This window comes from Streptomyces sp. SLBN-8D4 (genome assembly GCF_049739545.1).
GTDB lineage: Bacteria > Actinomycetota > Actinomycetes > Streptomycetales > Streptomycetaceae > Streptomyces > Streptomyces canus_C.
Genome location: NZ_JBMGQC010000001.1, coordinates 1,318,882 through 1,342,932, shown reverse-complemented (window position 1 = coordinate 1,342,932; position 24,051 = coordinate 1,318,882). Strand labels below are relative to the sequence as shown.

The window sequence follows — 24,051 nt, the reverse complement described above, 5'->3', positions numbered from 1 at the left end:
GTCAGGACAGTCTGTACCGTGCGGCGACGTCCGTGAGATATCCGCGCAACAGGATCTTCGCCTCCTCCAGCAGCGCGCTGTCCCCCTTCGTGTCCCGGCGGAAGGCCTCCTGCGCGAGGGCGTCGGCGGCGAGGATCGCGGCGTGGCAGACGCGGGCGAGGGTCTCGTCGTCCTCGGCGAGGTCCAGCGCGAGCAGGATGCGGCGGATCCCGTCGGCCATCCGGTGCTTGTGCTCGCGGTCCGCGGCCCGGGTCCGCTCGGTCAGCCCGCTGCCGAACCACAGGGCGCGGAAGCCGTGTTCGGTGCGGTAGATCTCGGCGTACGCGTCGACGAGGACACCGACCGGGTCCGCCCAGCGCTCGGCGGCCGCGGCCTCGACGAGCGCGTCCATCGCCGCTTCCAGCTTCGCGAAGTAGCCGGCCGCGAGCGCCTCGATGATCGCCCCGCGGTCGGGCAGGTACTGGTAGAGCGAACCGACCGACACCCGCGCCTCGGACGCGATGCGGGTCGTGGTGAGCGACTCGACGCCCTCCTCGACCAGAATGCGCTCCGCGGCTTCCAGCACTCTGGCCAACCGGGCCCGGCTGCGGGCCTGTTGGGGGGTGCGGCGCAGGGAGGCGATCCATGCGGCCGGGTCGGCGTCCGGGGCGGACTCAGCCACGCGACGACCTCCGCTCACCCACGTGACCACCTCACGCGACTACCTCCGAACCTGAACGTGACTTTGTTTCACGTTTAGGTTAGCGTCGCGCGCATGACCGACTCAAGCCCGGCGCTGAGCGAGGAGCGGGCCGCCGTGGCGGCCGCCTGCCGCCGACTGGGGGCCGAGGGGCTGCTCATCGGTACGGCGGGAAATGTCAGCGTCCGTGTCGAGGACCGCGTGGCGATCACCGCGACCGGCGCGATCCTGGCCGAGCTCACTCCGGACCAGGTCACCGTCGTCGACCTCGACGGAGAGATCGTGACCGGCAGCCTGCTGCCGACCTCGGAACTGGACCTCCACCTCGGCGTCTACCGCCGTTACGGCACCGGCGCCGTCGTGCACACCCACGCCCCGATGGCCACCGCGCTCTCCCTCGTCCTCGACGAACTCCCCTGCGTGCACTATCAGTTGCTGGCCCTCGGCGGCACCGTCCGGGTCGCGCCGTACGCCACCTTCGGCACCCCGGAACTCGCCGAGTCGGTCCTCACCGCGCTGGAGGGCCGGGGCGCCGCCCTGATGGCCAACCACGGGGCCGTCACGCACGCCCCGACCCTCGACAAGGCGGTCGAGCACGCGCTGCTCCTGGAGTGGGCCTGCGGTGTCTACCAGCGCGCGGCCGCCCTGGGGCTGCCGCGCGTCCTCGATGAACAGCAGCAGATCGCGGTGATCGAGGCCGCCCTCGCCCGCAACTACGGCACCACGCAGTCCGCACCCACCGCACCCACCGCAACATCCGCGCAGGAGGGGAACCGATGAACGTCGTCACCATGGGCGTGCACGTGCTGGACGTCCTGGTCCGGCCGGTCGAGGAGATACCGGAGGGCCAGGGCGCGACCCTGGTCGAGGACATCCGCATGACCGCCGCCGGCACGGCCGCCGGCACCGCCCTCACCCTGGCCAAGCTGGGCGCCTCGGTGCGCACCGCCGGGGCCATCGGCACCGACCCGACGGGCGACCTGCTCACACGGCTCCTCGACAAGGCGGGAATCGACACCGGGCTGCTCGTCCGCCGTATCGACACCTCCACCTCCGCGACCGTCCTGCCCATCCGCCCCAACGGTGACCGCCCCACCCTCCACCTGCTCGGCGCCAACGTCACCTACGGCCTCGACGACGTGCCCTGGGACGCGGTCGCCGAGGCGAGTCACCTGCACCTCGGCGGCCCCGAGCTCATCGGAGCCGACGTCGCCGCCCGCATCCTGGCGCACGCCAAGGAGCACGGCGTGGTCACCTCGGTGGACCTGCTCGCCCCGGGCTACCTCGGCACCTTCGACCAGATCGAACCGCTGCTCCCGTACGTCGACTTCCTGCTCCCCAACGACGACCAGGTCCTCGGCTTCAGCGAGGAGGAGGACCTCGTCACCGGTGCGAAGAGGTTCCTGGCCGGCGGGGTGGGCCTGGTCGCGGTCACCCGCGGCGGCGACGGCGCCCTCCTGGTCACCGCCGAGGGCACGGAGACGGTCCCCGCCTTCGAGGTCGAGGTCGTCGACACCACCGGCTGCGGGGACGCGTTCTCGGCGGGCTTCCTGCGCGGGATGAGCCTGGACCGCACACCACGCGAGGCGGCGGTCCTGGGCAGCGCCGCGGCGGCACTGGTGGCGCAGGGCCTGGGCAGCGACCACGGCGACTTCGACCTGGCGGAGGCCGACGAGTTCTCCATGACGAGCAGGACCCGCGGCTAGGGCCTGTCTGACAATTCCCGTCGTCGCCCGAAGGGCGGCCTCGCGGCGTCAGGTGCGTGCTCTCGGCGTGCCGGGCGTAGGCCCTCGTACTGGACGTACTTGGGTCTGCGCCCGGTGCGGCGAGTGGGGGCACCTCCCACGCCCTTGAGGCAGTGGGGGAGCGTGCATGGCGTCGCGAGGCAGACGGGAATTGTCCGACAGGCGCTAGGGGCCGTCCCTGCCGTGCGGTGTGCGAGGGCCGCGGAATGGGCGCGGGGCGGCCGGTGTTGCGGCACCAACGAGTCCGTTCCGCGCCACCGCACTCCTGGGAGTTCCCGTGCCCCGCTCCGAAGCCCGCGTCGCCACCGACCGCCCGCACCGCTACGCCAAGCAGCTCGCCTCGCACCTGGGCCGCCGCTCCACGACCAGCTGGGACGAGGAGAGCGGTGAGGGCAGCCTGCTCTTCCAGAACGGAGGCAAGGGCTCCCTCACCGCCACCGAGGGCGCGCTGCTGCTGACGCTGGAGACGGAGTCCGAGCACCTCGATCTGCTGGAGGGTGTCGTCGGCAGCCACCTCGTCCGCTTCGGCAGCAAGGACGAACTGGTCGTCGAGTGGACCCGGGACGGCGGCGAGCCCGGCACCACGCAGCGCAAGGAGTCCGACTGACCGGGGGCCTCAGACCGAGCAGCCCACGTGGGCCAGCGCCTGCTTGAGCAGCACCCCGTGACCGCCGGGCATCTCGCTCGCCACCGCCGGTGACAGGGCCTCCTGCGGGCTGAACCACACGAGGTCCAGGGCGTCCTGGCGAGGCTGGCAGTCACCGCTCACCGGAACGACGTAGACAAGGGAGACGGCGTGCTGGCGCGGGTCGTGGTACGGGGTGACCCCCTGGGTGGGGAAGTACTCCGCCACCGTGAACGGCTGCAGGGAGGGCGGGATCCGGGGCAGGGCCACGGGTCCGAGGTCCTTCTCCAGGTGACGCAGCAGGGCGTCCCGGACCCGCTCGTGGTGCAGAACGCGGCCGGAGACCAGAGTCCGGCTGACCGTTCCGTCGGGTCCGATGCGCAGCAGCAGGCCGACGCTGGTGACTTCGCCGCTGTCGTCTACGCGCACGGGCACGGCCTCGACGTACAGGATGGGCATCCGGGCGCGCGCCTGCTCGAGATCGTCGGCGCTGAGCCAGCCGGGCGTGGTATCGGTCAAGTCAGACATTGCTAGATCATACTTTCCGGGGACGGCGGGTGCTCAGTCGCGCTCGCCTGGTGGGACGGGGACGGGGCGGGAAGTCCGTAGAGACGGCGGGCGTTGTCCCCGCTCGTCCAGGCCGCGATGCGCAAGGCGTCCGGCAGGCTCAGCTCGTCGGCGTCCACCCGCTCCTGCAGCAGACCGGCCAGGCCGTGCCGGAAGGACAGCGCGCCGAGCAGATGGAATTCGGCCACACCGTACGCGTCGGAGCTGTACAGCAGTTTGCGGAACGGCGTGATCTCCAGAGCCTCCGCCAGGATCGCCCGGGACCGCGCGGGGCCGACGTGGTGCAGTGTGAGGCCCACATCCAGGTACACCTGCTCGAACACCGCGGCCAGATAGGCGGCCTGCCGCTGGTACGGCCAGCAGTGCAGCAGCAGGACCGGGACGGTGCCCGCGGTCAGGTGCAGCCAGTCCGTGAGGTGGGTGGGATCCACGCGGTGCATCCGGATGTCGCTGTCGCCGAACCCGGTGTGCAGCTGGAGCGGCAGCCCCAGGTCCACGGCGGTCCACAGCAGATGCCGTACGAGAACGGGATCGGCCAGTCGGCCACCGCGGGCGAGCCAGGCGCCGGCGGCGCGGGTGACCTCCGCCTCCGAGGGGCGCGCCGGGTCCAGGTCGAAGCCGGTGCGGTAGGCGGCGACCGACTTCACGGCCACCACACCCGGCCGTCCCACGGCGTCCAGAGCGGCCGCCCGGAACACATCGGCGTACGCGTGCGGCTCCACGCCCCGCGCCGCCACCGCCTCCGCGACGCTCTCCAGCCGTACGACCTCGTAGGCCGACCCGCCCGCGATGGCGGCCAGTTCCCCGGGCGAGGTGATGCGGTCCGGCGCGTACCCGGTGTCGACGCAGAACACGTCCGTGCCCGCGGCGCTCAGGAAGCGGCGGTTGACCTCCTGCGGGCCGAGTTCGGCACGGCGGGCCAGATAGTCCTCGGGCGGCGCGTGGCGGGGGAGGTCCAGCAGGGGCGCGCAGTGGCGCCGGACCGCCACGCCGACGGGGCTGTCGAAGGGGGAGATCCCGGGCCAGGCCGTGCCCTCGGTGAGCAGCGACTCGAAGGCGGGCCGGTCGAGTTCGTCGGTGACGACCCCGTGGCAGTGGTGGTCCACCAGCCGGGCGGTGGCGAGGGCCTCGTGGACGCGTCCGCTCATGCTCAGTACTTCCAGCGGTACGCGGCCGCGATCTGCTCGTCGTCCAGGTCGGCCACGGAATCGCTCTCTCCGAAGCGCACGGCGACCACGGCGTCGGCGAGGACCGGACCCAGCGCGGCCCGCAGCTGTTCGTCGGCGCGGAAGGCCCGGACCGCCTGGGACAGGGAGGTCGGCAGCCGGCGCACACCCAGGGCGGCGGCCCGGTCGGCGGCGAGCAGGGCCGGATCCCCGGTGATCTCCCTGGGCAGCGGCATGGCCGAGGTCAGCCCGTCGAGCCCGGCGGCGATCAGCCCGGTGAGCGCGAGATACGGGTTCGCGGCCAGGTCGGCCGGCTTCAGCTCCAGGTTCGCGGCCCGGTCGGTCAGGCCCGCCGTGCCGGTGACGATCCGCACGGCCGCCTCCCGGGTCTCCCGGCCCCAGGCGGTGAACACCCCCGCCCACTGGGAGGGCTTGAGGCGCAGATAGCTGGCTGGGCTCGGCGCGGTCAGGGCCGTCAGCGCGTGCAGGTGGGCGAGGACACCCGCGACGAACCACTCGGCCTCGCGCGTCATGCCGTACCGGCCCTTGCCGCCCGAGTGCAGGTTCACGCCCTCGCGCCAGGCGGAGAGATGGAGATGGCCGCCGTTGCCGACGCCCTCCGCGAAGACCGCCGGGGAGAAGGAGACGACGAGCCCGTGCCGCTGGGCCACCGCACGGATCGTCTGCCGTACGAGGACGCTGACGTCGGCCGCCGCCACCGGGTCCAGGGCACCCGTCGAGATCTCGAACTGCCCGGCCGCGTACTCGGGGTGGAGCTGTGCGACCTCGATGCCCTGGGCGGCGCAGGCCGCCAGCAGGTCGGCCGCGTAGTCGCTCAGCTCCACCTGCCGGGTGGCGCCGTACGCCGGTCCCGACACCGCGGGCACGAAGTCGCCGTCCGCCGCCGGGCCCCGGCCCACCGCCCACTCGATCTCGATGCCCGCCTCGAAGGTGATCCCGTGCCGCTCGGCCGCCTCGGTGACGGTCCGCCGCAGAACCGTGCGGGAACAGCCCGGATGGCGTTCGCCCTCCTGGGTGATCCGGTCGACCGGCGCCCACGCCCAGCCGGGCTGCCCGGCCAGTGCCACCAGCCGGTCCAGATCGGGGTACAGACGCAGGTCACCGTCCGGGGAGCCGAGAGTCTCCGTGGTGACGATGGAATCGTTCGCCAGGAAGGTGTCGAACACCGGCGACATGCCCACGCCCCAGGCCGCGGCGGAGGGCAGCTTCGCCGTCGGGACGGTCTTCACCCGGCAGATGCCCGCGGTGTCGACATAGGCCAGCACCACGCCGTGCACGCCCTTCGCGGACAGCTCCTCGCTCAGTGCGGTGGCCCGGTCCACGTCTCCGGGACGGCCGCCGGGGACGGGGTCGGCAAGGGTGGTCATACGTCCTCCACGACGGGCTCGGCCGATCGGATCCCGCGTCAGGGTTTCACGGCGACCGCGCCGAACTGCGGTACCACCCCCGGGGAGTCGGACTCGGCACGCCACTGCGAGCAGGAGACCAGGCCCGGTTCGAGGAGATCGAGTCCGTCGAAGAACGTGGCGATGTCCGTGCCGCTGCGGGCCGTGATCGGCGGAGTGGCGTTCTCGTTCCAGAACTTCATGGCCGGGATCTGGCCCTCGCCGCCGAGGTCGGCGTCGAACGTGGGGTGGGTCAGGGCCAGATGGCTGCCGGCGGGCATCGAGGCCATGATCTCGTGCGCGATCCTGCGCGCCTCGTCGGTGTCGAGGACGAAGTTGAGGATGCCGAGCATCATCACCGCCACCGGCTTGCTGAAGTCCAGGGTCCGCGCGGCCCGTTCGAGGATGGCGGCCGGGTCGTGGACGTCGGCGTCGATGTAGTCGGTGACGCCCTCGGGGGTGCTGGTCAGCAGGGTGCGGGCGTGGACGAGGACGATCGGGTCGTTGTCGACGTAGACGATCCGGGCGTCGGGCGCGATGCGCTGGGCGATCTCATGGGTGTTGTCCACCGTCGGCAGCCCCGTGCCGACGTCGAGGAACTGCCGGATGCCCCGCTCCTCGGCGAGGAAGCGCACCGAGCGGCCCAGGAACCAGCGGTCCGCGCGGGCGATCTCCCGGATGATCGGGAACATCCCGGCGACATGGTCGCCGACCCGCTGGTCGACCTCGTAGTTGTCCTTGCCGCCGATCCAGTAGTTCCACACGCGCGCGTTGTGCGCCACACCTGTGTTCAGCCTCGCCGATGCGCCCGACGGGGTGTGGCTCTCGCTCACGACAGTGCTCCTTCTCCGTGCCTGCGGCCGTTGCCGCCATTGTGCCGTCCGATGATCAGCTTGTCCCGCGAACCCCCGACTCGAACGCCCTGTCCGAAGTGCCGGACACCCTCTCGGCGGTGACACTGGCCCCGTGCGCCCGCCCCGCCCCCGGCCTTCGAGGAGTGAGCATGCTGCCCGGTTTCCTCGCCAGGATGGTCGAGTTGATGCGCGGCCGGGAAGGCCGCTCGCTCCATGTGAAGGCGGCGGGCGGTGCGACCGCCGTGCTGCTCCTGGTGATGCTCACCGGTTCCTGGGCGGTGCTCGCCGCCGAGGAGGGGGCGCGGGGCGCCAGTCTGACCTCGTACCCGAAGGCCCTGTGGTGGTCGGTCGAGACGGCGACGACCGTCGGATACGGCGACTTCTACCCCGTGACCTGGTGGGGCCGGGTCGTCGGCACGGTCGTCATGGTCGTCGGCATCACGACGTACGGCATGGTCACGGCGGCGCTCGCGACCTGGTTCGTGGCCCGGCAGCAGAAGCGTGCGCACCCGGTGGGTGCCGAGACCCTGCATGCCCTGCACGAGCGGTTCGACCGGCTGGAGGAGGTGCTGGGAGCGAAGAAGAAGGGGTGACGCGGTTCTCCGGCCGCGCCTGCCCGTCCTGCCGGGCCCTGGCGGCGATCTCCGCGTTCCTCCGGCCGAGGGCGACCAGGCGGACCAGGTCGAGCTCGCGGTCGGTCGGGGGCTCGGGGCCGCTGCCGGGTGGGGCGCTACGACCGGCTGCGGCATCGGGCCCGCGGTGAGGTACGGGAAGCAGACGTGCGGCGGCCGAGGGGAGACCAGTGAGTCACCGGCCGCGGCGGCTCGGACCGCCTCGGCGAGGAGCGTGGGGCCGGACCGCGGGTGTTCTTCCGAGGAGGGCGGGGTTCTCGTCCGGGGGCGCGGGTCGTCCGGACGAGAGCGAGTCGTCCGGCCGGGGCTACGGGCGACGCTGCTCCCCGGGCGGCGTTCCTCCCCGGGGACGGTGCCGGAGCTGTCTTCCGGGGAGGAGCACGCCCGCCCGCCCGGGCGAAGCGGGCGTCTTTCCCGGGCGGCGGGTCGGGTTGTTCAATGGGGCTGCACAGGAGAGGAGCCCGCCCGTGTCCCCTGCCCCCGTGCCCTCCGTCGGCGTCCGCATCCGGCAGGCGCGGCTGGAGCGTGGCCTCGGGCTGCGTGCCCTGGCCCGCGAGGTCGGTGTCTCCGCGAGCCTGGTCTCCCAGATAGAGACCGGGAAGAGCCAGCCGTCGGTCAGCACCCTGTACGCGATCACCACGGCTCTCGGGATCTCCGTCGAGTCGCTCTTCGAGGGCCGGGAGACCGCCGCGGCGGTGGGTTCGGCCACCGTCGTGCACGCCCTGGCGGCCTTCGCCGCCGACCCCGGCCACCGCATAGGCCCCCTGGTCACCCCCGGTGAGCGGGAGGTGCTGGAACTGGACTCCGGCGTCCTGTGGGAGCGGCTCGGGCACGTCCCCGGCACGGACGTGGACTTCCTGCTCGTCACCTACCGGCCCGGCGGCTCCTCCTCCGGCGCGGGCGGTCTGATGCGGCACGCCGGTACCGAGTACGGCTATCTGACCTCCGGCGAACTCGTCCTCACCCTCGGCTACGACGAGCAGGTCCTGCGCCCCGGCGACGCCGTCAGCTTCGAGTCCACGACCCCGCACCGCTACCGCAACGACGGCGACGAACCGGCCGTGGGTGTCTGGTTCGTGTCGAGCCGGACCGTTCGGTGACGGCCAAACCGTTCAGTGACACTTGACACTCCCCGTGGACGGTCGTTGACTCGATGGTGGGGGTGGTCGCGATGGCGATCCGCACATACGGCCCCAACGCTGTCGACTGGGAAGAGCGCGTAGACCTCGACCGGCTGCGCCGACAGCGCCTGGCCCGGCTCCACGACACGCTGAACCGCTCCGAACTGGGCGCCGTGCTCAGCTTCGACTTCGCGAACATCCGCTACATGACCGCCACGCACATCGGCACCTGGGCGATGGACAAGCTGATCCGCTTCGCCCTGCTGGTCCGCGGCGGCGAGCCGATCGTCTGGGACTTCGGCTCCGCGGCCCGCCACCACCAGCTCTACAACCCGTGGCTCGACCACAGCGACGGCAAGGGCGGCCCGCCCACCGGAGCCCGCGCCGGCATCTCCACCCTGCGCGGCGCCTTCCACCCGGACGCCGGGATCGCCGAGGACGTCGCCGCGAAGATCGCCGCCGAACTGCGCGCCCACGGCCTCGCCGGCGAACCGCTCGGCATCGACGTCGCCGAGATGCCCGTCCTCGCCGCCCTGCGCGCCGAGGGCATCGACGTGGTCGACGGCCAGCAGGTCTTCCTGGAGGCCCGCCGCGTCAAGACCGGCGACGAGATCTCCCTGCTCGCCCAGGCCTGCGCGATGGTCGACGCGGCCTACGAGGAGCTCTACGCCCACCTCCGCCCCGGCATCCGCGAGAACGAGTGCGTCGGCCTGGTCAGCAAGGTCCTCTACGACCTCGGCAGCGAGTACGTCGAAGGCGTCAACGCCATCTCGGGCGAACGCTGTTCACCCCACCCGCACGTGTACAGCGACCGCCTGATCCGCCCCGGCGACCCCGCCTTCTTCGACATCCTGCACAGCCACCTCGGCTACCGCACCTGCTACTACCGCACCTTCGCCGTCGGCAGCGCCTCCCGAGCGCAACGGGACGCGTACGTCCGCTGCCGGGAGTACATGGACGAGGCGATCTCCCTGGTCCGACCGGGCGCCACCACCGCCGACATCGTCCAAGTGTGGCCGCGTGCCGAGGAGTTCGGCTTCGCCGACGAGACCGCCGCCTTCGCCCTCCAGTACGGCCACGGCGTGGGCCTGTCGATCTGGGAGAAGCCCGTCTTCAGCCGGCTGGTCTCCCTCGACCACCCCGAAGTCCTCGAAGAGGGCATGGTGTTCGCCCTGGAGACCTACTGGCCCGCAGCCGACGGCTGGTCCGCCGCCCGGATCGAGGAGGAACTGGTCGTCACCGCCGACGGCTGCGAGGTCATCACCAAGTTCCCCGCCGAGGAACTCCTGGTCGCGGGCCGCAAGTACTGGACGGTGGGCGGCGAGCTGAACACCCGCCGTGAGTCGCAGTCGCATCTCAACAACGGGAAGCACTGATGGAACCGGCCGAACTCCTCGCCCTGTACGAGCGGATGGTCCTCATCCGCCGTACCGAGAAGGCCGCCCACGACCTGTTCCTCCAGGGCCTCGTCAAGGGCACCACCCATCTCGCCGCCGGCCACGAGGCGATCGCCGTCGGCGCGAGCGCCGCCCTGCGCGACGACGACTACGTCTTCGCCACCTATCGCGGCCACCACCACGCGATGGCCCGGGGCGCCGGCCCCGAGGAGTGCCTCGCCGAACTCATGAGCAGGGCAACGGGGTTGTGCGGGGCCAAGGGCGGCTCCATGCACCTCACCAAGGCAGCCACGAACATGCTCGGCTCCTACGCCATCGTCGGCGCCCACCTGCCGATGGCGGTCGGCGCCGCCTGGTCGGCGAAACTGCGCGGCACCGGACAGCTCGCGGTCGCCTTCTTCGGGGACGGCGCCACCAACATCGGCGCCTTCCATGAGGCGTTGAACCTGGCCGCCGTGTGGAAGCTGCCCGTGCTGTTCGTCTGCGAGAACAACCTGTACATGGAGTACACGCCGATCGCCGACGTCACCGCGGTGCCCCGGCCCGCCGCGGACCGGGCGTCCGCCTACGGCATCCCCGGCGAGGTCGTCGACGGCAACGACGTCGTCTCCGTCCAGGAGACGGTGGCACGGCTGGCGCGGCGGGCCCGGGCCGGAGACGGGCCCGCCCTGCTGGAGGCCGAGACCTACCGCCACTTCGGGCACAGCCGGACCGACCCGGCGACCTACCGTCCGGCCGAGGAGGTCGAACGCTGGCTCAAGCACGACCCGTTGGACATCGCGCGCGGGCGGCTCGTCGAGGCCGGGGTGCCCGAGGAGAGGGTCACCGAGGCCGACGAGCGCGCGCGGACCGTCGTACGGGAGGCGGTCGAGGCCGCGAAGAACGCGCCGCCGCCCGATCCCCGCGAGGCCTTCACCGACGTGTGGGCCGACGGAGGTGCGGCATGGCGGACGTGATCACCTATCGGGAGGCGGTCGCCGAGGGCATCGCGCGGGAGATGCGCCGCGATCCCTCCGTCGTCTGCCTGGGGGAGGACATCGGCGCGGCCGGCGGGGTGTTCAAGACGACCGCGGGACTGCACAAGGAGTTCGGATCCGAGCGGGTGTGGGACACGCCGATCTCCGAACAGGCCATCGTGGGCGCGGCGATGGGGGCCGCGATGACCGGGATGCGGCCCGTCGCGGAGATCATGTTCTCGGACTTCCTGGCCTGTTGCTGGGACTACCTCGCCAACGAGATACCCAAGGTGCGTTACATGACGGGAGGTCAGGTCACCGTGCCCCTCGTCGTGCGCACCGCCAACGGCGGCGGGCTCGGTTTCGGCGCCCAGCATTCGCAGGCCACCGAGAACTGGGCGCTGACCGTTCCCGGACTGAAGATCGCGGCCCCTGCCACGCCCGCCGACGTCATCGGGATGATGGCGGCGGCCATCCGCAGTGACGACCCGGTCGTGTTCTTCGAGCACAAGGGACTGCTGGCCACCAAGGGGCCACCCCCGCCGCCGGACCACGTGGTCGACCTGGGGCGCGCGGCCGTCGTGCGCGAGGGGGCCGACGTGACGCTGGTGGCGCTCGCCTCGATGGTGCCGGTCGCGCTCACGGCCGCGGAACGGCTCGCCGCGGACGGCATCGGCGTCGAGGTCGTCGACCTGCGCTCCCTAGTGCCGCTCGACATGGCCACCGTGCTCGCCTCCCTCGGCCGGACCTCCCGGCTGGCGACCGTCGAGGAGAACCCGTACCAGGGCGGCTGGGGGGCGACGGTCGTCTCCGTCGTGGCCGACGAGGGGTTCGGGCTGCTGGACGCGCCGGTGCGGCGGGTGACGGGGGAGTGCGTGCCGCTGCCGTTCGCGGACGCGCTGGAGGAACAGGTCATTCCCACCGTCGACAAGGTCGTGGCGGCCGTCAGGAGTCTCGCCGCGTACTGAACACCCCCTAGGAGGAAGCGCGATGACCCATCGGACACTCCTTCGAGCCGGACACGTGCTCTCCATGGACCCCGACATCGGGGACCTGCCGAGGGGGGACGTCCTCATCGAGGACGGGAGGATCGCGGCCGTGGACCGCGAGATCGGCGCGGACGCCGAAGTCCTCGACATGACCGGCCGCATCGTGATCCCCGGCTTCGTCGACACCCACCGCCACACCTGGGAGGCGTCGATCCGGAACGTGGCGCCCGACGCCACCCTCGACGACTACTTCGTCGACATCCTCGACACCTTCGCGCCGCTCTACACCCCCGAGGACGTCTACGCGGCCAACCTCGCGGGCGCCCTGGAGTGCCTCAACGCCGGCATCACCACGCTCGTCGACTGGTCCCACATCAACAACACGCCCGAGCACCCGGACGCGGCGATCCGGGCCCTCGCGGAGAGCGGCATCCGTGCCCAGTACGCGTACGGCAGCGCCAACACCTCGCTCGCCGACTACTGGTTCGAAAGCAAGATCGCGATCCCGGGCGACGACGTACGCCGGATCCGCACCGAGTACTTCTCCTCCGACGCCGGCCTGCTCACCCTGGCCCTCGCCACCCGCGGCCCCGGTTTCTGCGTCAACGACGTCGTCACCTCCGAGTGGGCCCTCGCCCGCGAGCTCGGCATCCCGATCACCGTGCACGTGGCCATGGGACGCCTCGCGGGCCGCTTCGGCATGGTCAAGCAACTCCACGACCTCGGACTGCTCGGCCCCGACACCACCTACGTCCACTGCTGCTACTTCAGCGAGGAGGAGTGGCGGCTGGTCGCCGACAGCGGCGGTACGGTCTCCATCGCGCCGCAGGTCGAGACGCAGATGGGGCACGGCTGGCCGCCGGTGATGAAGGCGATCGAGCACGGCCTGCGCCCCTCCCTGAGCATCGACGTCGTCACCACCGTGCCCGGCGACATGTTCACCCAGATCCGCGCGGCCTTCGCAGCCGAGCGCGCCCGCGTCAACGCGGCCAGCTGGCAGGCCGATGCCCCGGTCCCCGACACCATGTTGACGGCACGTCAGATGCTGGAGATCGCCACCGGCAACGGCGCCCACGTCGCAGGCCTGGAGGACCGCACCGGATCGCTCACCCCGGGCAAGCGCGCGGACGTCGTCGCGATCGACGCGACCGCCCTGAACGTGGCCCCGGTGCACGACGCGGCCGCCGCCGTGGCGTTGAGCGCGGACGTGTCCAACGTGGAGACGGTCATCGTCGACGGCGTCGTCCGCAAGCGCGACGGCAGGCTCACGGCCGACGCGGTCCGTGCCCGGCGCCTGGTCGAGGAGTCCCGCGACCGGCTGCTGGCCGCGAAGGAGGCCCGGGCGTGACCAGGCACCTGGTGCGCCGCGCCACCGACCTCCCTGAGCCGTCGTACGACGAACACGGCTACCGGCGACGGGAGTTGGTCGGCGAGGCCGACGGCAGCTCGCACACCGGCTTCGGGGTGTGCGAGCTGCGCCCCGACGGGAGCGTGGCGGCCCATGTCCACTCCTACGAGGAGAGCTTCCACGTCCTCGACGGGACCGTGGTCCTCGATGCGCCCGAGGGGGCGTATCTGCTGGAGGAGGGCGACTACGGGCTTCTTGCGACCGGCGTCCCGCACGCCTGGCGTGGCGCCGGGGACGGCGTCGCCCGCTGGGCGGACATGCTCGCTCCGGTACCGCGGGCCCGGTACGGGTACGACACCCAGGCGGTCTCCGCGTGGCCGCTGCGTCCGCCCGTCCGTGTCGACGTCCGCGACCCGCGCACCCGGTCCTTCGGGCACTTCGAGCCCGCCCAGATGGATCCCGGGAAGCAGTCCCAGGACCTGCTCGCGGTGTCGGCGAGCATGCGGACCGCGCTGCTCGTCTACAGCGGGATCACCGTGAAGATGATGGTCGACAGCGACCTGGGCGCGGTGGCCTCGACGATGTTCATGGTGCAGTACGCGCCCGACGGCGTCGCGGGCACGCACGACCACCCTTTCGAGGAGACGTATCTGTTCCTGGAAGGCGAGGCGGACGCGGTCTTCGACGGTTCGCCGTACCGGCTCGGTCCGGGCGACTGCGCCTGGGCGGGCGCCGGTTGTGTGCACGGATTCTCCAACGCCGGTGAGGGGCCGCTGCGTTGGCTGGAGACACAGGCGCCGCAGCCGCCGGTGCGGCACTCCTACCGGTTCACCCGGGACTGGGACTACCTGAGGGAGGCTTCCCGATGAGCGGTGTGGTGGTGATCGGGGGAACCTCGGGCATCGGCAGGGAGTTCGCCCGGGTGCGTGCCGAGCGCGGCGACGAGGTGGTGATCACCGGGCGGGACGCCCACCGCACCGACACCGCGGCCAAGGAGATCGGCGCCCGGGGACTCGCCCTGGACCTCGCGCGGCCGAAGGGGGTCGTCGACGCGCTGAGCGACGTGGGAACCGTCGACCACCTGGTGATCGCGGGCATCTCCCGCGACGAGAACCGGGTGACCGCGTACGACATCGACGCCGCCGTCCACCTCGTCACCCTCAAGCTCGTCGGCTACACCGCCGTCGTGCACGCGCTGCGGTCCCGGCTGCACGACGACAGCGCCATCGTGCTGTTCGGCGGACAGGCCAAGGAGCGGCCCTACCCGGGAGCGACGACGGTGGCGACCGTCAACGCCGGGGTGACGGGGCTGATGCACTCCCTGGCCGTCGAACTCGCCCCTGTCCGGGTCAACGCGATCCATCCCGGGGTGGTGGGGGACAGCCCCTACTGGCGGGCCAAGCCGGCGGAGGTCCTGGCGGACCTGCGGGCCAGGACCCCGACCGGACGGCTCGCGACCGTGGCGGACGTGGTGGACGCCGTGGACTTCCTGCTGCGCAACGGCTCCGTCAACGCGGTGGAGTTGAGCGTGGACGGCGGATGGCTGCTGGGGTGAGGTCCGGCCCGCGGGCTCAGCGCTTGATGCCGACCGCCCCGTACAGCGACACGGGGTCGCCCTCCTCGCGGGCGTCCGGACGCCATCGCGACAGGGACACGATCCCCGGCTCCAGCACGTCGAGTCCCTTGAAGAGACGGCTCACCTCGTCGTGCGAGCGGGCCACCAGGGTGACCCCGCCGGCCGTGTAGGCCGCGATGCCCGCGTGCACCCGCTCCGGATCGAAGTCCGCCGTCATCGCCGACAGCACCAGGCAACTGCCCGGAGCCAGCGCGCCGACCAGCGTGTCCACCAGCTCCTGGGCGCCGTCCTCGTCGGAGATGAAGTGCAGCAGCGCGACCAGCGACAGCGCGACGGGCTCCTCGAAGTCGAGGACGGCGGAGGCGCCTTGGAGGATCCGCCGCGGCTCCCGGGCATCCGCCTGGAGGTAGTGCGTCGCCCCCTCCGGGGTGCCGTGCAGCAGGGCCGCCGCGTGGGCCAGGACGATCGGGTCGTTGTCGACGTACACGATCCGGGCGTCCGGTACGGCGGACTGGGCGATCTGGTGGAGGTTGGGCTCGGTGGGGATGCCGGAGCCGATGTCGAGGAACTGGCGGATTCCCGCTTCCCGTACGACGACCCGGGTGGCCCGCTCCATGAACCGGCGGTTGGCGCGCGCCTGCCGGGGAGCGTCCCCCTGTGCCGTGATCGCTCGTCCGAGCTCCTCGTCGACGGGGTAGTTGTCCTTCCCGCCGAGGAACCAGTCGTACACCCGGGCCGGATGCGGCCTGCTTGTGTCGATCCGCCGGCCGGCCGACTCGGTCCCGGTCACGCAAAGCTCCTCTGCTCGACAGAATGTGCGAGCAGTGTGCCATGTCACCCGGCGCGGCGAAGGCTGTCCTCGGCCACCTCGTCGTCGATCGCCGCCCGCACCAACGCGGCCGCCAGGACGTCAGGATGGGCGTCACCGGCCAGGGACAGCAGCCCGTCGGGATCCTTCGGCAGACCGAGCCGCTCCGCGCCCGCCAGTGTCCTGCCGTCCAGGTAGGGCGCGACCTCCGGCCAGACACCCTGCACCTCGCGCAGGAAGATGTCGGCGCCGGCGGGCCCGATACCCGGGAACTCCTGGAGCAGGCGCCGCAGTTCGGCGGCCCGGCCGTCCGCCTCCGCGCGCAGCCGGCGCAGATCGCCGCCCCATCGCTCGGTCAACAGCTCGGCGCCTTCGCCGAGTTGGGTCGCCGTACGTTCGTCGTAGCGCCGGTGGCCGCCGCGGCCCAGTGCGTCCACCCGCTCCTGCCACTGGGCCCGGGCCATGCGGCGGGGGTCGCGCAGTCCCGCCCTGTGCAGTTCGCGGGCGGTGGCGACCGCGACGGAGCCGCGGATGCGGGCACTGAGCAGAAGGGACAGCACCAGCAGCCGGTACAGGGGCTGCGGGGTGTCCTTCAGCGTGATGCCCGCCTCCGCGGCGTACGTCCGTCCATGCGCGCCGACGAGTTCCCGTACGACGCGCTCGGCCCTGGTCACCGCCTGAGCGGGTCGTGCCCGACGGACATCAGGCGATGCCTGCGCAGAGTCTCCTCGGCCTCGGGTTCCTTCTCCACGTCGGCCTCTGCGGCGACGGTGTCCACGACCTCGTACATGACGTCGATGTCCGCGTCGGTCAGGTCCGTGCGCCGCTTCTGGAGGATGGCGAGGACATGCTGCCCGGTCGGCTCACCCGCGTGCTCCGGCAGCGGCTCCGAGGACTCGTCGGCCTCGCTGACCCGCAGCCACGCGGCCAGTTCCTGTGAGGTCATGTTCACCGCGCGGTGGAAGTCCTCCCACAGCGCGTCGAGTTCGAGAGCGTCGGTCATCGCATGCGCCTTTCCGTGGGTGTTGCGGCCGGTCAGTCCCGGGGCCAGTTCTCGGCCTCGAACATCCAGCGCTGCTTCTCCAGCTCGGCGGTGATGCCGATCAGCAGGTCCTGCGTGACCGGGTCGGCCTTCTCGGTGGCCTCGATGCGCTCGCGCAGCCGGCCGATGGCCGCCTCCAGCGTCTCCACGACCAGCCGGACGACCTCGTCGTCCCGGATCCAGCCGCTCTTCGAGCCGGGCAGCGTGTAGGCGGCCGCGATCGTCTCGGGCCGGCCGTCGGGCGCCACGCCCAGGGCCGCGGCGCGCTCCGCCACCGTGTCGGAGAACGAGCGGGCCGTCGACACCACCTCGTCCAACTGGAGGTGGATGGACCGGAAACGCGGGCCCACGATGTTCCAGTGCGCCTGCTTTCCGATCAACGACAGGCCGATCAGATCCACCAGGGTGCTCTGCAGGGCCTCCCCGGCCGTCTCGCGGGCCGAGTCGGACAGGGTGCTCCTGACCACAGTCATACCGTGCTCCTCCTTCTGGCATGGTCAATGCCGGTACGGAGCAGTGCGTCGCGTTCCTGCTCGCAGGTTCCGCCCCACACGCCCGAGGTCTGCCCACTGCTGAGCGCCAGATCGAGGCACTCGAGGGCGACCGGGCAGCGGGCGCACACGCGCTTCGCCGCCGCGGTGTCCCGCAGCGCGGGTCCTTGCGTGCCCACGGGGAAGAACAGCTCGGGGTCCTCGCCCACGCAGGCCGCTCGACGCAACCACTCCATGGGGGCGCGGGTGCCCCGGGCGTACTCGTGCAAACAGTGGTGTCTCAGCCGGTGAGCACCCCGTCGAGGAAGTCCGTCACGTCCGCGAAGACCTCCGCCTTGTGCGTCTCGTGGAACACCTCGTGCCGGGCCCCGGCGTAGGTCCGCTCGGTGAACGTCCCGCCCCTGATCCCCTCGACACCGACGCGGCTCCCGGCGAGCGGGACCAGCCGGTCGTCCTCGCCGTGCAGCCACAGCAGCGGGAGCGGCCCGACGTCACCGGCCCGCGACACGATCTCCAGGGTGCGGGCGAACGCCTCCACCGTCGGCCGCTTCATCGGCCCGTGCCAGACGAGGGGGTCCGCCCGGTACGCGGCGCCCACCTCGGGGTCCCGGGAGAGCGAGGCCGCGCTGACGGGCGTGTCCGGGATCTCGTCGAGGGCGAGCAGCGCCCCGGGCAGCGCCCAGGCGCCGATCACCGGCCCCGACAGCACGAGCGCGGCGAGCTCGGTGCCGTACCGCTGGGCGAAGCGGGCGGCGATCAGACCGCCCATGGAATGCCCGACCATGACGAGGGGCACACCGGGGCAGGCGTCTCGCACCAGGTCCGCCACCGCGTGCACATCCGTGACCACGTCCTCGAAGTCCTCGATGAGCACCCGCTCGCCCGCCGACCTCCCGTGCCCGACATGATCCGGCCCGAACACGGCCGCCCCGTGGGCCGTGAGGACCTCGGCGAGTTCCGCGTACCGGCCGATGTGCTCGCCATAACCGTGCACCAGCAGCGCCGCGTATCGGGGCCTTCGGTTCGGCCACTCGTGGACGGTGAGGGCGCCGTGAATTCCGGCGAGGACGTGCTCGGCCATGTCTCCTCCAGCTATAGTCCGAAACTAGCGGTGCTAATTAAATTCTCTCGGTCCCCCGGATCATGACGGTCAGGAGTCAAGTCGTGCGCCCCGTCCACTTCGCGGCCGCCCGCCGCACCCCCATCGGCAGGCTCCGCGGCGCCCTGTCCGCCGTACGCCCCGACGACCTCGCCGCGACCGTGATCCGCGCCCTGGTCGCCGACGTGCCCGCGCTCGACCCGGCGCGGGTCGACGACGTCTACTGGGGCGCCGCCAACCAGGCCGGCGAGGACAACCGCAACGTGGCCCGCATGGCCGCGCTGCTCGCCGGACTGCCCGAGACCGTACCCGGCGCCACCGTCAACCGCCTGTGCGCCTCCGGCCTGGAGGCGGTGACGACCGCGGCCCGCACCATCGCCGCGGGCGAGGCCGACATCGTGCTCGCGGGCGGCTCCGAGTCGATGAGCCGCGCCCCCTTCGTGCTGCCCCGCCCCGACGAGGCCCTCCCGCACCGGATCGAGACCCACGACACCCGGCTCGGCTGGCGCCTGGTCAACCCGGCCATGAAGGAACTCCACGGCCTGCTGCCCATGGGCGAGACCGCCGAGGAGGTCGCCGAGCGCTACGGCATCTCGCGCGAACGCCAGGACGAGTTCGCCCTGCGCAGCCACCGCCTCGCCGCCGAGGCCCGCAAGAACGGCCGCTTCGACGACGAACTCCTCCCGGTGGAGCGCCCCGACGGCGTGCTCGTCGACAGCGACGAGTGCATCCGCGAGGACACCTCCTACGACAAGCTGGCCCGCCTCAAGCCCGTCTTCCGGGCCGGCGGCACGGTCACGGCGGGCAACGCCTCCCCCATGAACGACGGCGCGGCAGGACTCCTCCTGGTCAGCGAGGAGGCGCTGAACGACCTGGGCCTTGAGTCCCTGGGCCGCTACGTCGCCGGTGCCTCGGCCGGCGTCCACCCCGACGTGATGGGCATCGGCCCCGTCCCCGCCACCCGCAAGGCACTCGCCCGCGTGGACTGGAGCATCGGCGACATCGAGGAGGCCGAGTTCAACGAGGCCTTCGCCGCCCAGGCCCTCGCCTGCGTCGACGAGCTCGGCATCGACCCCGACCGCGTCAACCCGACCGGCGGCGCGATCGCGCTGGGCCACCCGCTCGGCTGCTCGGGCGCCCGCATCCTCACGACCCTGCTGCACCGGATGCGCCGGACGGGGGCGGCACGAGGTCTTGCCACGATGTGCGTGGGCGTCGGGCAGGGGAGCGCCGTCCTGGTGGAGCGGCACTAGCGCGAGCACGCCAACAGGACCACACGGCGAGACGGCACTTACAAGATCTCTTACCTGCACCTAGCATCGGTCTCCGCATGGACACGATGACGCTCTGGCACCTTTCCGTCTGGGAGTTCGCCGCGCTCGCCGCCGCGGCCCTGCTCGTCGGCTTCTCCAAGACGGCCGTGAGCGGGGCCAACACGGTCAGCCTCGCGATCTTCGCCGCGGTGCTGCCCGCCCGCGCCTCCACCGGCGCGCTGCTGCCGATCCTGATCGCCGGGGACGTGCTCGCGGTACTCACCTACCGACGGCACGCCCACTGGCCCACCCTCTGGCGGCTGTTCCCGGCGGTCGCGGTCGGCGTGGTCGCCGGCACGCTGTTCCTGCAATGGGCGGACGACGGGATCGTCCGCACGTCGATCGGCGCGATCCTCCTCTTCATGGCCGGGGTGACGGTCTGGCGCCGCCGCACGGCCGACACGGAGGAGGAACCCGACTCGGTCGCCACCCGGACCGGCCGGGTCAAGGCCCGCTCCTACGGCGTCCTCGGCGGCTTCACCACCATGGTCGCCAACGCCGGCGGCCCGGTGATGTCGATGTACCTGCTGTCGGCGGGCTTCCGCAAACTCGGCTTCCTCGGCACCTCGGCCTTCTTCTTCCTGATCGTCAATGTCTCCAAGGTGCCCTTCAGCGTCGGTCTCGGCCTGATCGACGGCCACTCGCTGCTGCTCGACCTGGCCCTCGTGGCCTTCGTCGTCCCCGGCGCGTTCCTCGGCAAATGGGCGGTGCACCGGATCAACCAGCGGCTCTTCGAACAGCTGGTGATCGCGGCGACCGTCGTGGGCGGTGTACAACTACTGCTCCGCTGAAGCGGCGAGCAGCACCGGCAGGTCAGCGAAGGACTCGATCACGTGATCGGGCGTGCCACTGGCCGAACGGTGGGTCTCCGGGAGGTACTTCCCGGTCCTCACGAGCACCCCGGTGAGCCCGGCGCGCTGAGCCGCCAGCACGTCCGACTCGATGTCGTCCCCCACCATCAGCGCCTCGTCCGCCCCGACCCCGAGCCGGGCGAGCGCCGCCTCGAAGAACGCGGGCGACGGCTTGCCGGTGACCTCGGCCTCGGTCCTGGCGGCCTGCTCCAGTCCGGCCAGGAAGGCCCCGGCGTCGAGCTGCAGCCCGTCTTCGGTACGCCAGTACAGATTGCGGTGCATCGCCACCAGCCGGGCCCCGCGCTGGAGGTGCCCGAAGGCGTGATTGAGCGCGGTGTAACCGAACTCGGGCCCCGCACCACCGAGGACGACGACATCCACATCCCCGGCCTCGCCACCGACCAGCGTGACGCCCGCGAGATCCTCGGCGATGTCCCCGCTGTTCAGCAGTGTGCAGCGGGCGCCGGGACAGTGGGCGGCCAGATACGAGGCGGTGACCGCGGGCGCGGTGAGAATGTCCTCCGCCCGCACCGGAAAGCCCGCCCCCTCCAGCACCTCGGCGATCGACGCCCGGGTCCGCGAGGTCGTGTTCGTGACCAGCGCGACCCCGAAACCGGCCTCCCGGACCTCCCGCAACGCCGCCACCGCCCCCGGCAGCGGCTCCCACGACACGGTGAGAACTCCGTCGATGTCGATCAGGACCGCGCGCACGGATGCCATGCCCGGACCATAACCACGGACGGGCGGGAACGCCCGTTGTCGTGCGCCCGGATGTCCTGCCGGCCGGAGGAGGGGACGGCCGCACTCGCACACCCGCCTCGCCGCCGCACGCCCCCGGCCTCGTACGCTTCCCGCCATGTCCCCGCACATCCTGATCCTCGGCGGCACCACCGAGGCCCGCGAACTGGCCGCCGCGCTCGCGTCGCGGCCGGGGTGGCGCGTCACCACCTCTCTCGCGGGGCGGGTGACCCGGCCGGGCACGGTCGCGGGGGAGGTACGGATCGGGGGGTTCGGCGGGGTGGAGGGGCTGGCCGGCTGGCTGCGGGAAGAGCAGGTCGACGCACTGGTCGACGCCACGCATCCCTTCGCCCGCGCCATCACCGCTCACGCGGCCCGGGCGGCCGCGGTGACCGGCGTGCCCTCCGTGGTGCTGCGCCGCCCGGGCTGGCGGCCCGGCCCCGGGGACCGCTGGCATCCGGTCGACTCCCTCGACGAGGCCGCCCGGTTGCTGCCGCGCCTCGGCCGACGGGTGTTCCTGACCACCGGCCGCATGGAGCTCGCCGCCTTCGCCCACCTGACCGCACTGCACTTCGTCGTACGGTCGGTGGAACCGCCCGAGCCGCCCATGCCCCCGCGCACCGAAATCCTCCTGGCCCGCGGTCCGTTCACGGTGGCCGACGAGTCTGCCCTCCTCCGCGACCACTGCATCGACGTGCTGGTCACCAAGGACAGCGGGGGAGCGGCCACCTCCGCCAAACTCACGGCCGCCCGCGAACTGGCCCTGCCCGTGGTGGTCGTACGCCGCCCGGCCCTCCCGGCCGGGGTGACGGCGGTGCCGGACGTGGCGGGAGTGCAGAGGTGGCTGGACCTCGACCCGCGATGACGGGTCCCGCATGCGGTCGATCACAAGGGCACGATCAACCGCTGGGCCATCCGTGCCTGCGGGGCGGTCCGCCCGGGTGCCTGCCGTGCTCCCGGTGCCTACCGCTGCTTCTGCCTACCGCCGCTTCGGACGGCGGCGCAGCAGATACGTGTCCATGATCCAGCCCTTGCGCTCCCTGGCCTCGGCCCGCAATCGCTCGATCCGGGGCGCGGCCTCGGCGATCGGACCGGAGGCGAGGATCTCGTCCGGCGTGCCGATGTAGGCGCCCCAGTAGATGTCGATGTCCTGGTCGGCGTACGCCCGGAAGGCCTGGTGGGCGTCGAGCATCACCACCACGTCGTCCACACCGTCCGGGAACCCCTCGGCGAGGCGCCGCCCGGTGGTGATCTGCACCGGCCGCGCGACCCGGTTCAGCCCGGTGCGATGCCGTGCCACCAGGGCCGACACACTGCTGATGCCGGGCACGACGTCGTACTCGAAGGACACCGAGCCGCGCTCCAGGATCTCTTCCAGGATGCCGAGCGTGCTGTCGTACAGCGCCGGATCCCCCCACACCAGGAACGCGCCGCTCTCCTCCTCGCCCAGCTCCTCGGCGATCAGCCGCTCGTAGATGTCGGCGCGGGCGCTGCGCCAGTCGCCGACGGCGGGGGAGTAGGCGGAGCCGCCCGCACCGCGGTCCCGCTCCGGGTCCCGGGCTTCCACCACCCGGTACGACCCCTCCGGTATGTGCGCGTCCAGCATGTCCCGGCGCAGCTGTGTGAGGTCGCTCTTCACCTCGCCCTTGTCCAGGACGAAGAACACGTCCGTGCTCCGCAGCGCCCTGACCGCCTGGAGGGTGAGCTGCTCGGGGTCGCCCGCGCCGATACCGATGACATGAATCTTTCGCACACCCCGAGTCTGCCGCACGCCACCGACAGCGACGGCACCGCGTCCGGGCATCGTGCCTCCGGCGGTGGTGCAGGGCCCCGGAGCCGCTGTGCGGCACTCACCCGCCCCGCCTCACCCGCCCCGCCTCACCCCCGCAGCCGAGGACTGCGGACCTGTGCGTCCACCGCCGAGCCGTCCCGCTCGACCTCCTCCGCCAGCTGCCGTGCCCACTCGGCGAGCCCGGCCAGATCCATCCCGTACGGCCGACCCCGCCCGGCAGTCGACGCGGCCCACTCCTCCACGGCCCCGGCGCCGCGCCGCAGCAGCCTCGCGCCGCCCGTGACGTTCCCCCGGGCCGCGTGGGTCAGCCCCACCGCGAGCTGGGCGAGCCCTCTCCACAGGGCCCGTTCCTCGTCGGGCCCCGCCTTCCAGGCGTCCTCGAAGACCTCGTGCGCGTGGAACGGACGCCCCGCGTCCAGCAGTTCCTGAGCCTCGGCCACGGTCTCCTGCGGAGTGCGCACCACGCCCTCCGGTTGCCGTTCGACGCCGTCGGCGCCGTACGGAAGCGGCCGCCCGAGCCCGTCCCGTGGCCGGGCGTTGCGCGCCCGCCCCTCGCTGTCGCGGTCCCGCGCGCCCGTCTGCCGTCCTGAGGATGTACTGGCCATACGTCGATTGTCCCGCGCCCGGTGCGGGCTTCGGTCCGGCCCCCGACGTGGGGTAAAGTTCTGTACGCGCGTTCCCGCGGTCCACCGCGGGGCAGCGCACCGGGACGTGGCGCAGCTTGGTAGCGCACTTGACTGGGGGTCAAGGGGTCGCAGGTTCAAATCCTGTCGTCCCGACGGTGCGAAGGGTCTTCGCGGGCGAGAGCCCGCGGGGGCCCTTTTCGTGTGGTCCGGCGGCTTGGCGACGCCTGAGC

At 72.2% G+C, this 24,051-nt stretch carries 28 protein-coding genes and 1 tRNA gene; 15 read left to right on the top strand and 14 right to left on the bottom strand.

Translation table 11 applies throughout. The features are described 5' to 3' along the window. Position 1 precedes the first annotated feature (1 nt). The gene (locus RKD20_RS06235; protein WP_424876801.1) at positions 2-661 is read right to left on the bottom strand and encodes a TetR family transcriptional regulator; all 660 of its coding nucleotides are present in this window, start codon (positions 659-661) and stop codon (positions 2-4) included. A 93-nt stretch (positions 662-754) separates the two neighbouring features. Between RKD20_RS06235 and RKD20_RS06230 the strand changes: the two genes are divergently transcribed. The 3 genes from RKD20_RS06230 (at position 755) to RKD20_RS06220 (ending at position 3,031) form a co-directional block, all read left to right on the top strand. Continuing rightward, positions 755-1,459 carry a class II aldolase/adducin family protein gene (locus tag RKD20_RS06230; protein ID WP_424876800.1) on the top strand — a complete coding sequence of 235 codons (705 nt, stop codon included), beginning with the start codon at positions 755-757 and terminating at the stop codon, positions 1,457-1,459. Then, on the top strand, positions 1,456-2,385 hold the full coding sequence (locus RKD20_RS06225) for a carbohydrate kinase family protein (RefSeq protein WP_424876799.1): 930 nt from the start codon (positions 1,456-1,458) through the stop codon (positions 2,383-2,385). Before RKD20_RS06230 ends, RKD20_RS06225 begins: the two co-directional genes overlap by 4 nt. A gap of 316 nt (positions 2,386-2,701) precedes the next feature. Further along, positions 2,702-3,031 carry a DUF2218 domain-containing protein gene (locus RKD20_RS06220; protein WP_424876798.1) on the top strand — a complete coding sequence of 110 codons (330 nt, stop codon included), beginning with the start codon at positions 2,702-2,704 and terminating at the stop codon, positions 3,029-3,031. A gap of 9 nt (positions 3,032-3,040) precedes the next feature. Here RKD20_RS06220 and RKD20_RS06215 read toward each other — a convergent pair whose 3' ends face one another. The 4 genes from RKD20_RS06215 to RKD20_RS06200 are packed head-to-tail and all read right to left on the bottom strand — an operon-like array spanning position 3,041 to position 7,021. Continuing rightward, positions 3,041-3,577 carry an NUDIX hydrolase family protein gene (locus RKD20_RS06215; protein WP_020116643.1) on the bottom strand — a complete coding sequence of 179 codons (537 nt, stop codon included), beginning with the start codon at positions 3,575-3,577 and terminating at the stop codon, positions 3,041-3,043. 2 nt (positions 3,578-3,579) lie between these two features. Next, positions 3,580-4,764, bottom strand: coding sequence for an amidohydrolase family protein (locus tag RKD20_RS06210; protein ID WP_424876797.1), 1,185 nt, complete (start codon positions 4,762-4,764; stop codon positions 3,580-3,582). Between the two features lie 2 nt (positions 4,765-4,766). Next, positions 4,767-6,170: a glutamine synthetase gene (locus RKD20_RS06205; protein WP_424876796.1), complete on the bottom strand. Its 1,404-nt coding sequence runs from the start codon at positions 6,168-6,170 to the stop codon at positions 4,767-4,769. 38 nt (positions 6,171-6,208) lie between these two features. Continuing rightward, positions 6,209-7,021 carry an SAM-dependent methyltransferase gene (locus RKD20_RS06200; RefSeq protein WP_424876795.1) on the bottom strand — a complete coding sequence of 271 codons (813 nt, stop codon included), beginning with the start codon at positions 7,019-7,021 and terminating at the stop codon, positions 6,209-6,211. A 170-nt stretch (positions 7,022-7,191) separates the two neighbouring features. Here RKD20_RS06200 and RKD20_RS06195 point away from each other — a divergent pair, with 170 nt between their 5' ends. The 8 genes from RKD20_RS06195 (at position 7,192) to RKD20_RS06160 (ending at position 15,040) form a co-directional block, all read left to right on the top strand. Continuing rightward, the gene (locus RKD20_RS06195) at positions 7,192-7,635 is read left to right on the top strand and encodes a potassium channel family protein (protein ID WP_424876794.1); all 444 of its coding nucleotides are present in this window, start codon (positions 7,192-7,194) and stop codon (positions 7,633-7,635) included. 506 nt (positions 7,636-8,141) lie between these two features. Further along, on the top strand, positions 8,142-8,774 hold the full coding sequence (locus RKD20_RS06190) for a helix-turn-helix domain-containing protein (protein ID WP_424876793.1): 633 nt from the start codon (positions 8,142-8,144) through the stop codon (positions 8,772-8,774). Positions 8,775-8,845: 71 nt separating this feature from the next. After that, complete coding sequence (locus RKD20_RS06185; RefSeq protein ID WP_424876792.1) at positions 8,846-10,171, top strand: M24 family metallopeptidase; 1,326 nt, start codon at positions 8,846-8,848, stop codon at positions 10,169-10,171. Then, positions 10,171-11,148: a thiamine pyrophosphate-dependent dehydrogenase E1 component subunit alpha gene (locus RKD20_RS06180; RefSeq protein WP_424876791.1), complete on the top strand. Its 978-nt coding sequence runs from the start codon at positions 10,171-10,173 to the stop codon at positions 11,146-11,148. The genes RKD20_RS06185 and RKD20_RS06180 overlap by 1 nt, the downstream gene beginning before the upstream one ends. After that, positions 11,136-12,116, top strand: a complete 981-nt coding sequence (locus RKD20_RS06175; RefSeq protein ID WP_424876790.1) for an alpha-ketoacid dehydrogenase subunit beta — start codon at positions 11,136-11,138, stop codon at positions 12,114-12,116. Before RKD20_RS06180 ends, RKD20_RS06175 begins: the two co-directional genes overlap by 13 nt. 22 nt (positions 12,117-12,138) lie before the next feature. Continuing rightward, positions 12,139-13,485 carry an amidohydrolase family protein gene (locus tag RKD20_RS06170; protein ID WP_424876789.1) on the top strand — a complete coding sequence of 449 codons (1,347 nt, stop codon included), beginning with the start codon at positions 12,139-12,141 and terminating at the stop codon, positions 13,483-13,485. Then, the gene (locus tag RKD20_RS06165) at positions 13,482-14,354 is read left to right on the top strand and encodes a cupin domain-containing protein (protein ID WP_424876788.1); all 873 of its coding nucleotides are present in this window, start codon (positions 13,482-13,484) and stop codon (positions 14,352-14,354) included. The genes RKD20_RS06170 and RKD20_RS06165 overlap by 4 nt, the downstream gene beginning before the upstream one ends. Next, entirely contained in the window at positions 14,351-15,040 is a 690-nt protein-coding gene (locus RKD20_RS06160) for an SDR family NAD(P)-dependent oxidoreductase (RefSeq protein WP_424876787.1), read from the top strand. The genes RKD20_RS06165 and RKD20_RS06160 overlap by 4 nt, the downstream gene beginning before the upstream one ends. A 16-nt stretch (positions 15,041-15,056) precedes the next feature. Here RKD20_RS06160 and RKD20_RS06155 read toward each other — a convergent pair whose 3' ends face one another. Genes RKD20_RS06155 through RKD20_RS06130 form a run of 6 tightly spaced genes read right to left on the bottom strand, consistent with a single transcriptional unit; the run spans position 15,057 to position 18,483 of the window. Further along, positions 15,057-15,851 (bottom strand): SAM-dependent methyltransferase, encoded by a 795-nt coding sequence (locus RKD20_RS06155; protein WP_424876786.1) that lies wholly within the window; start codon positions 15,849-15,851, stop codon positions 15,057-15,059. A 44-nt stretch (positions 15,852-15,895) separates the two neighbouring features. Further along, on the bottom strand, positions 15,896-16,543 hold the full coding sequence (locus tag RKD20_RS06150) for an endonuclease (protein WP_424876785.1): 648 nt from the start codon (positions 16,541-16,543) through the stop codon (positions 15,896-15,898). Next, positions 16,540-16,872: a DUF3140 domain-containing protein gene (locus tag RKD20_RS06145; protein ID WP_424876784.1), complete on the bottom strand. Its 333-nt coding sequence runs from the start codon at positions 16,870-16,872 to the stop codon at positions 16,540-16,542. Before RKD20_RS06145 ends, RKD20_RS06150 begins: the two co-directional genes overlap by 4 nt. 32 nt (positions 16,873-16,904) lie before the next feature. Further along, positions 16,905-17,384: a Dps family protein gene (locus RKD20_RS06140; RefSeq protein ID WP_424876783.1), complete on the bottom strand. Its 480-nt coding sequence runs from the start codon at positions 17,382-17,384 to the stop codon at positions 16,905-16,907. Next, positions 17,381-17,638 (bottom strand): WhiB family transcriptional regulator, encoded by a 258-nt coding sequence (locus RKD20_RS06135; RefSeq protein WP_424876782.1) that lies wholly within the window; start codon positions 17,636-17,638, stop codon positions 17,381-17,383. The genes RKD20_RS06140 and RKD20_RS06135 overlap by 4 nt, the downstream gene beginning before the upstream one ends. A 44-nt stretch (positions 17,639-17,682) precedes the next feature. After that, positions 17,683-18,483 carry a lysophospholipase gene (locus RKD20_RS06130; RefSeq protein ID WP_424876781.1) on the bottom strand — a complete coding sequence of 267 codons (801 nt, stop codon included), beginning with the start codon at positions 18,481-18,483 and terminating at the stop codon, positions 17,683-17,685. Between the two features lie 83 nt (positions 18,484-18,566). Between RKD20_RS06130 and RKD20_RS06125 the strand changes: the two genes are divergently transcribed. Together RKD20_RS06125 and RKD20_RS06120 are read left to right on the top strand one after the other, a co-directional pair. After that, positions 18,567-19,754: a thiolase family protein gene (locus tag RKD20_RS06125; RefSeq protein ID WP_424876780.1), complete on the top strand. Its 1,188-nt coding sequence runs from the start codon at positions 18,567-18,569 to the stop codon at positions 19,752-19,754. Positions 19,755-19,831: 77 nt separating this feature from the next. Further along, a complete protein-coding gene (locus tag RKD20_RS06120; RefSeq protein ID WP_424876779.1) occupies positions 19,832-20,605 on the top strand; it encodes a sulfite exporter TauE/SafE family protein in 774 nt (257 codons plus the stop codon). On the opposite strand, the gene RKD20_RS06115 is transcribed toward RKD20_RS06120, so the two are convergent. Continuing rightward, the gene (locus RKD20_RS06115) at positions 20,591-21,385 is read right to left on the bottom strand and encodes an HAD-IIA family hydrolase (RefSeq protein ID WP_424876778.1); all 795 of its coding nucleotides are present in this window, start codon (positions 21,383-21,385) and stop codon (positions 20,591-20,593) included. The two genes, RKD20_RS06120 and RKD20_RS06115, sit on opposite strands and share 15 nt — an antisense overlap. Positions 21,386-21,521: 136 nt before the next feature. On the opposite strand from RKD20_RS06115, the gene RKD20_RS06110 reads away from it, so the two are divergent. After that, complete coding sequence (locus RKD20_RS06110) at positions 21,522-22,268, top strand: cobalt-precorrin-6A reductase (RefSeq protein ID WP_424876777.1); 747 nt, start codon at positions 21,522-21,524, stop codon at positions 22,266-22,268. A 114-nt stretch (positions 22,269-22,382) separates the two neighbouring features. Here the strand turns inward: RKD20_RS06110 and cobF are convergent, their stop codons facing one another. Both cobF and RKD20_RS06100 read right to left on the bottom strand, forming a co-directional pair. Beyond that, positions 22,383-23,156 (bottom strand): precorrin-6A synthase (deacetylating), encoded by a 774-nt coding sequence (cobF, locus tag RKD20_RS06105; RefSeq protein WP_424876776.1) that lies wholly within the window; start codon positions 23,154-23,156, stop codon positions 22,383-22,385. A gap of 125 nt (positions 23,157-23,281) precedes the next feature. Further along, entirely contained in the window at positions 23,282-23,800 is a 519-nt protein-coding gene (locus RKD20_RS06100) for a DUF309 domain-containing protein (protein ID WP_424876775.1), read from the bottom strand. Positions 23,801-23,900: 100 nt separating this feature from the next. Between RKD20_RS06100 and RKD20_RS06095 the strand changes: the two genes are divergently transcribed. Further along, a tRNA-Pro gene (locus RKD20_RS06095) sits at positions 23,901-23,974 on the top strand. Positions 23,975-24,051: the final 77 nt, after the last annotated feature.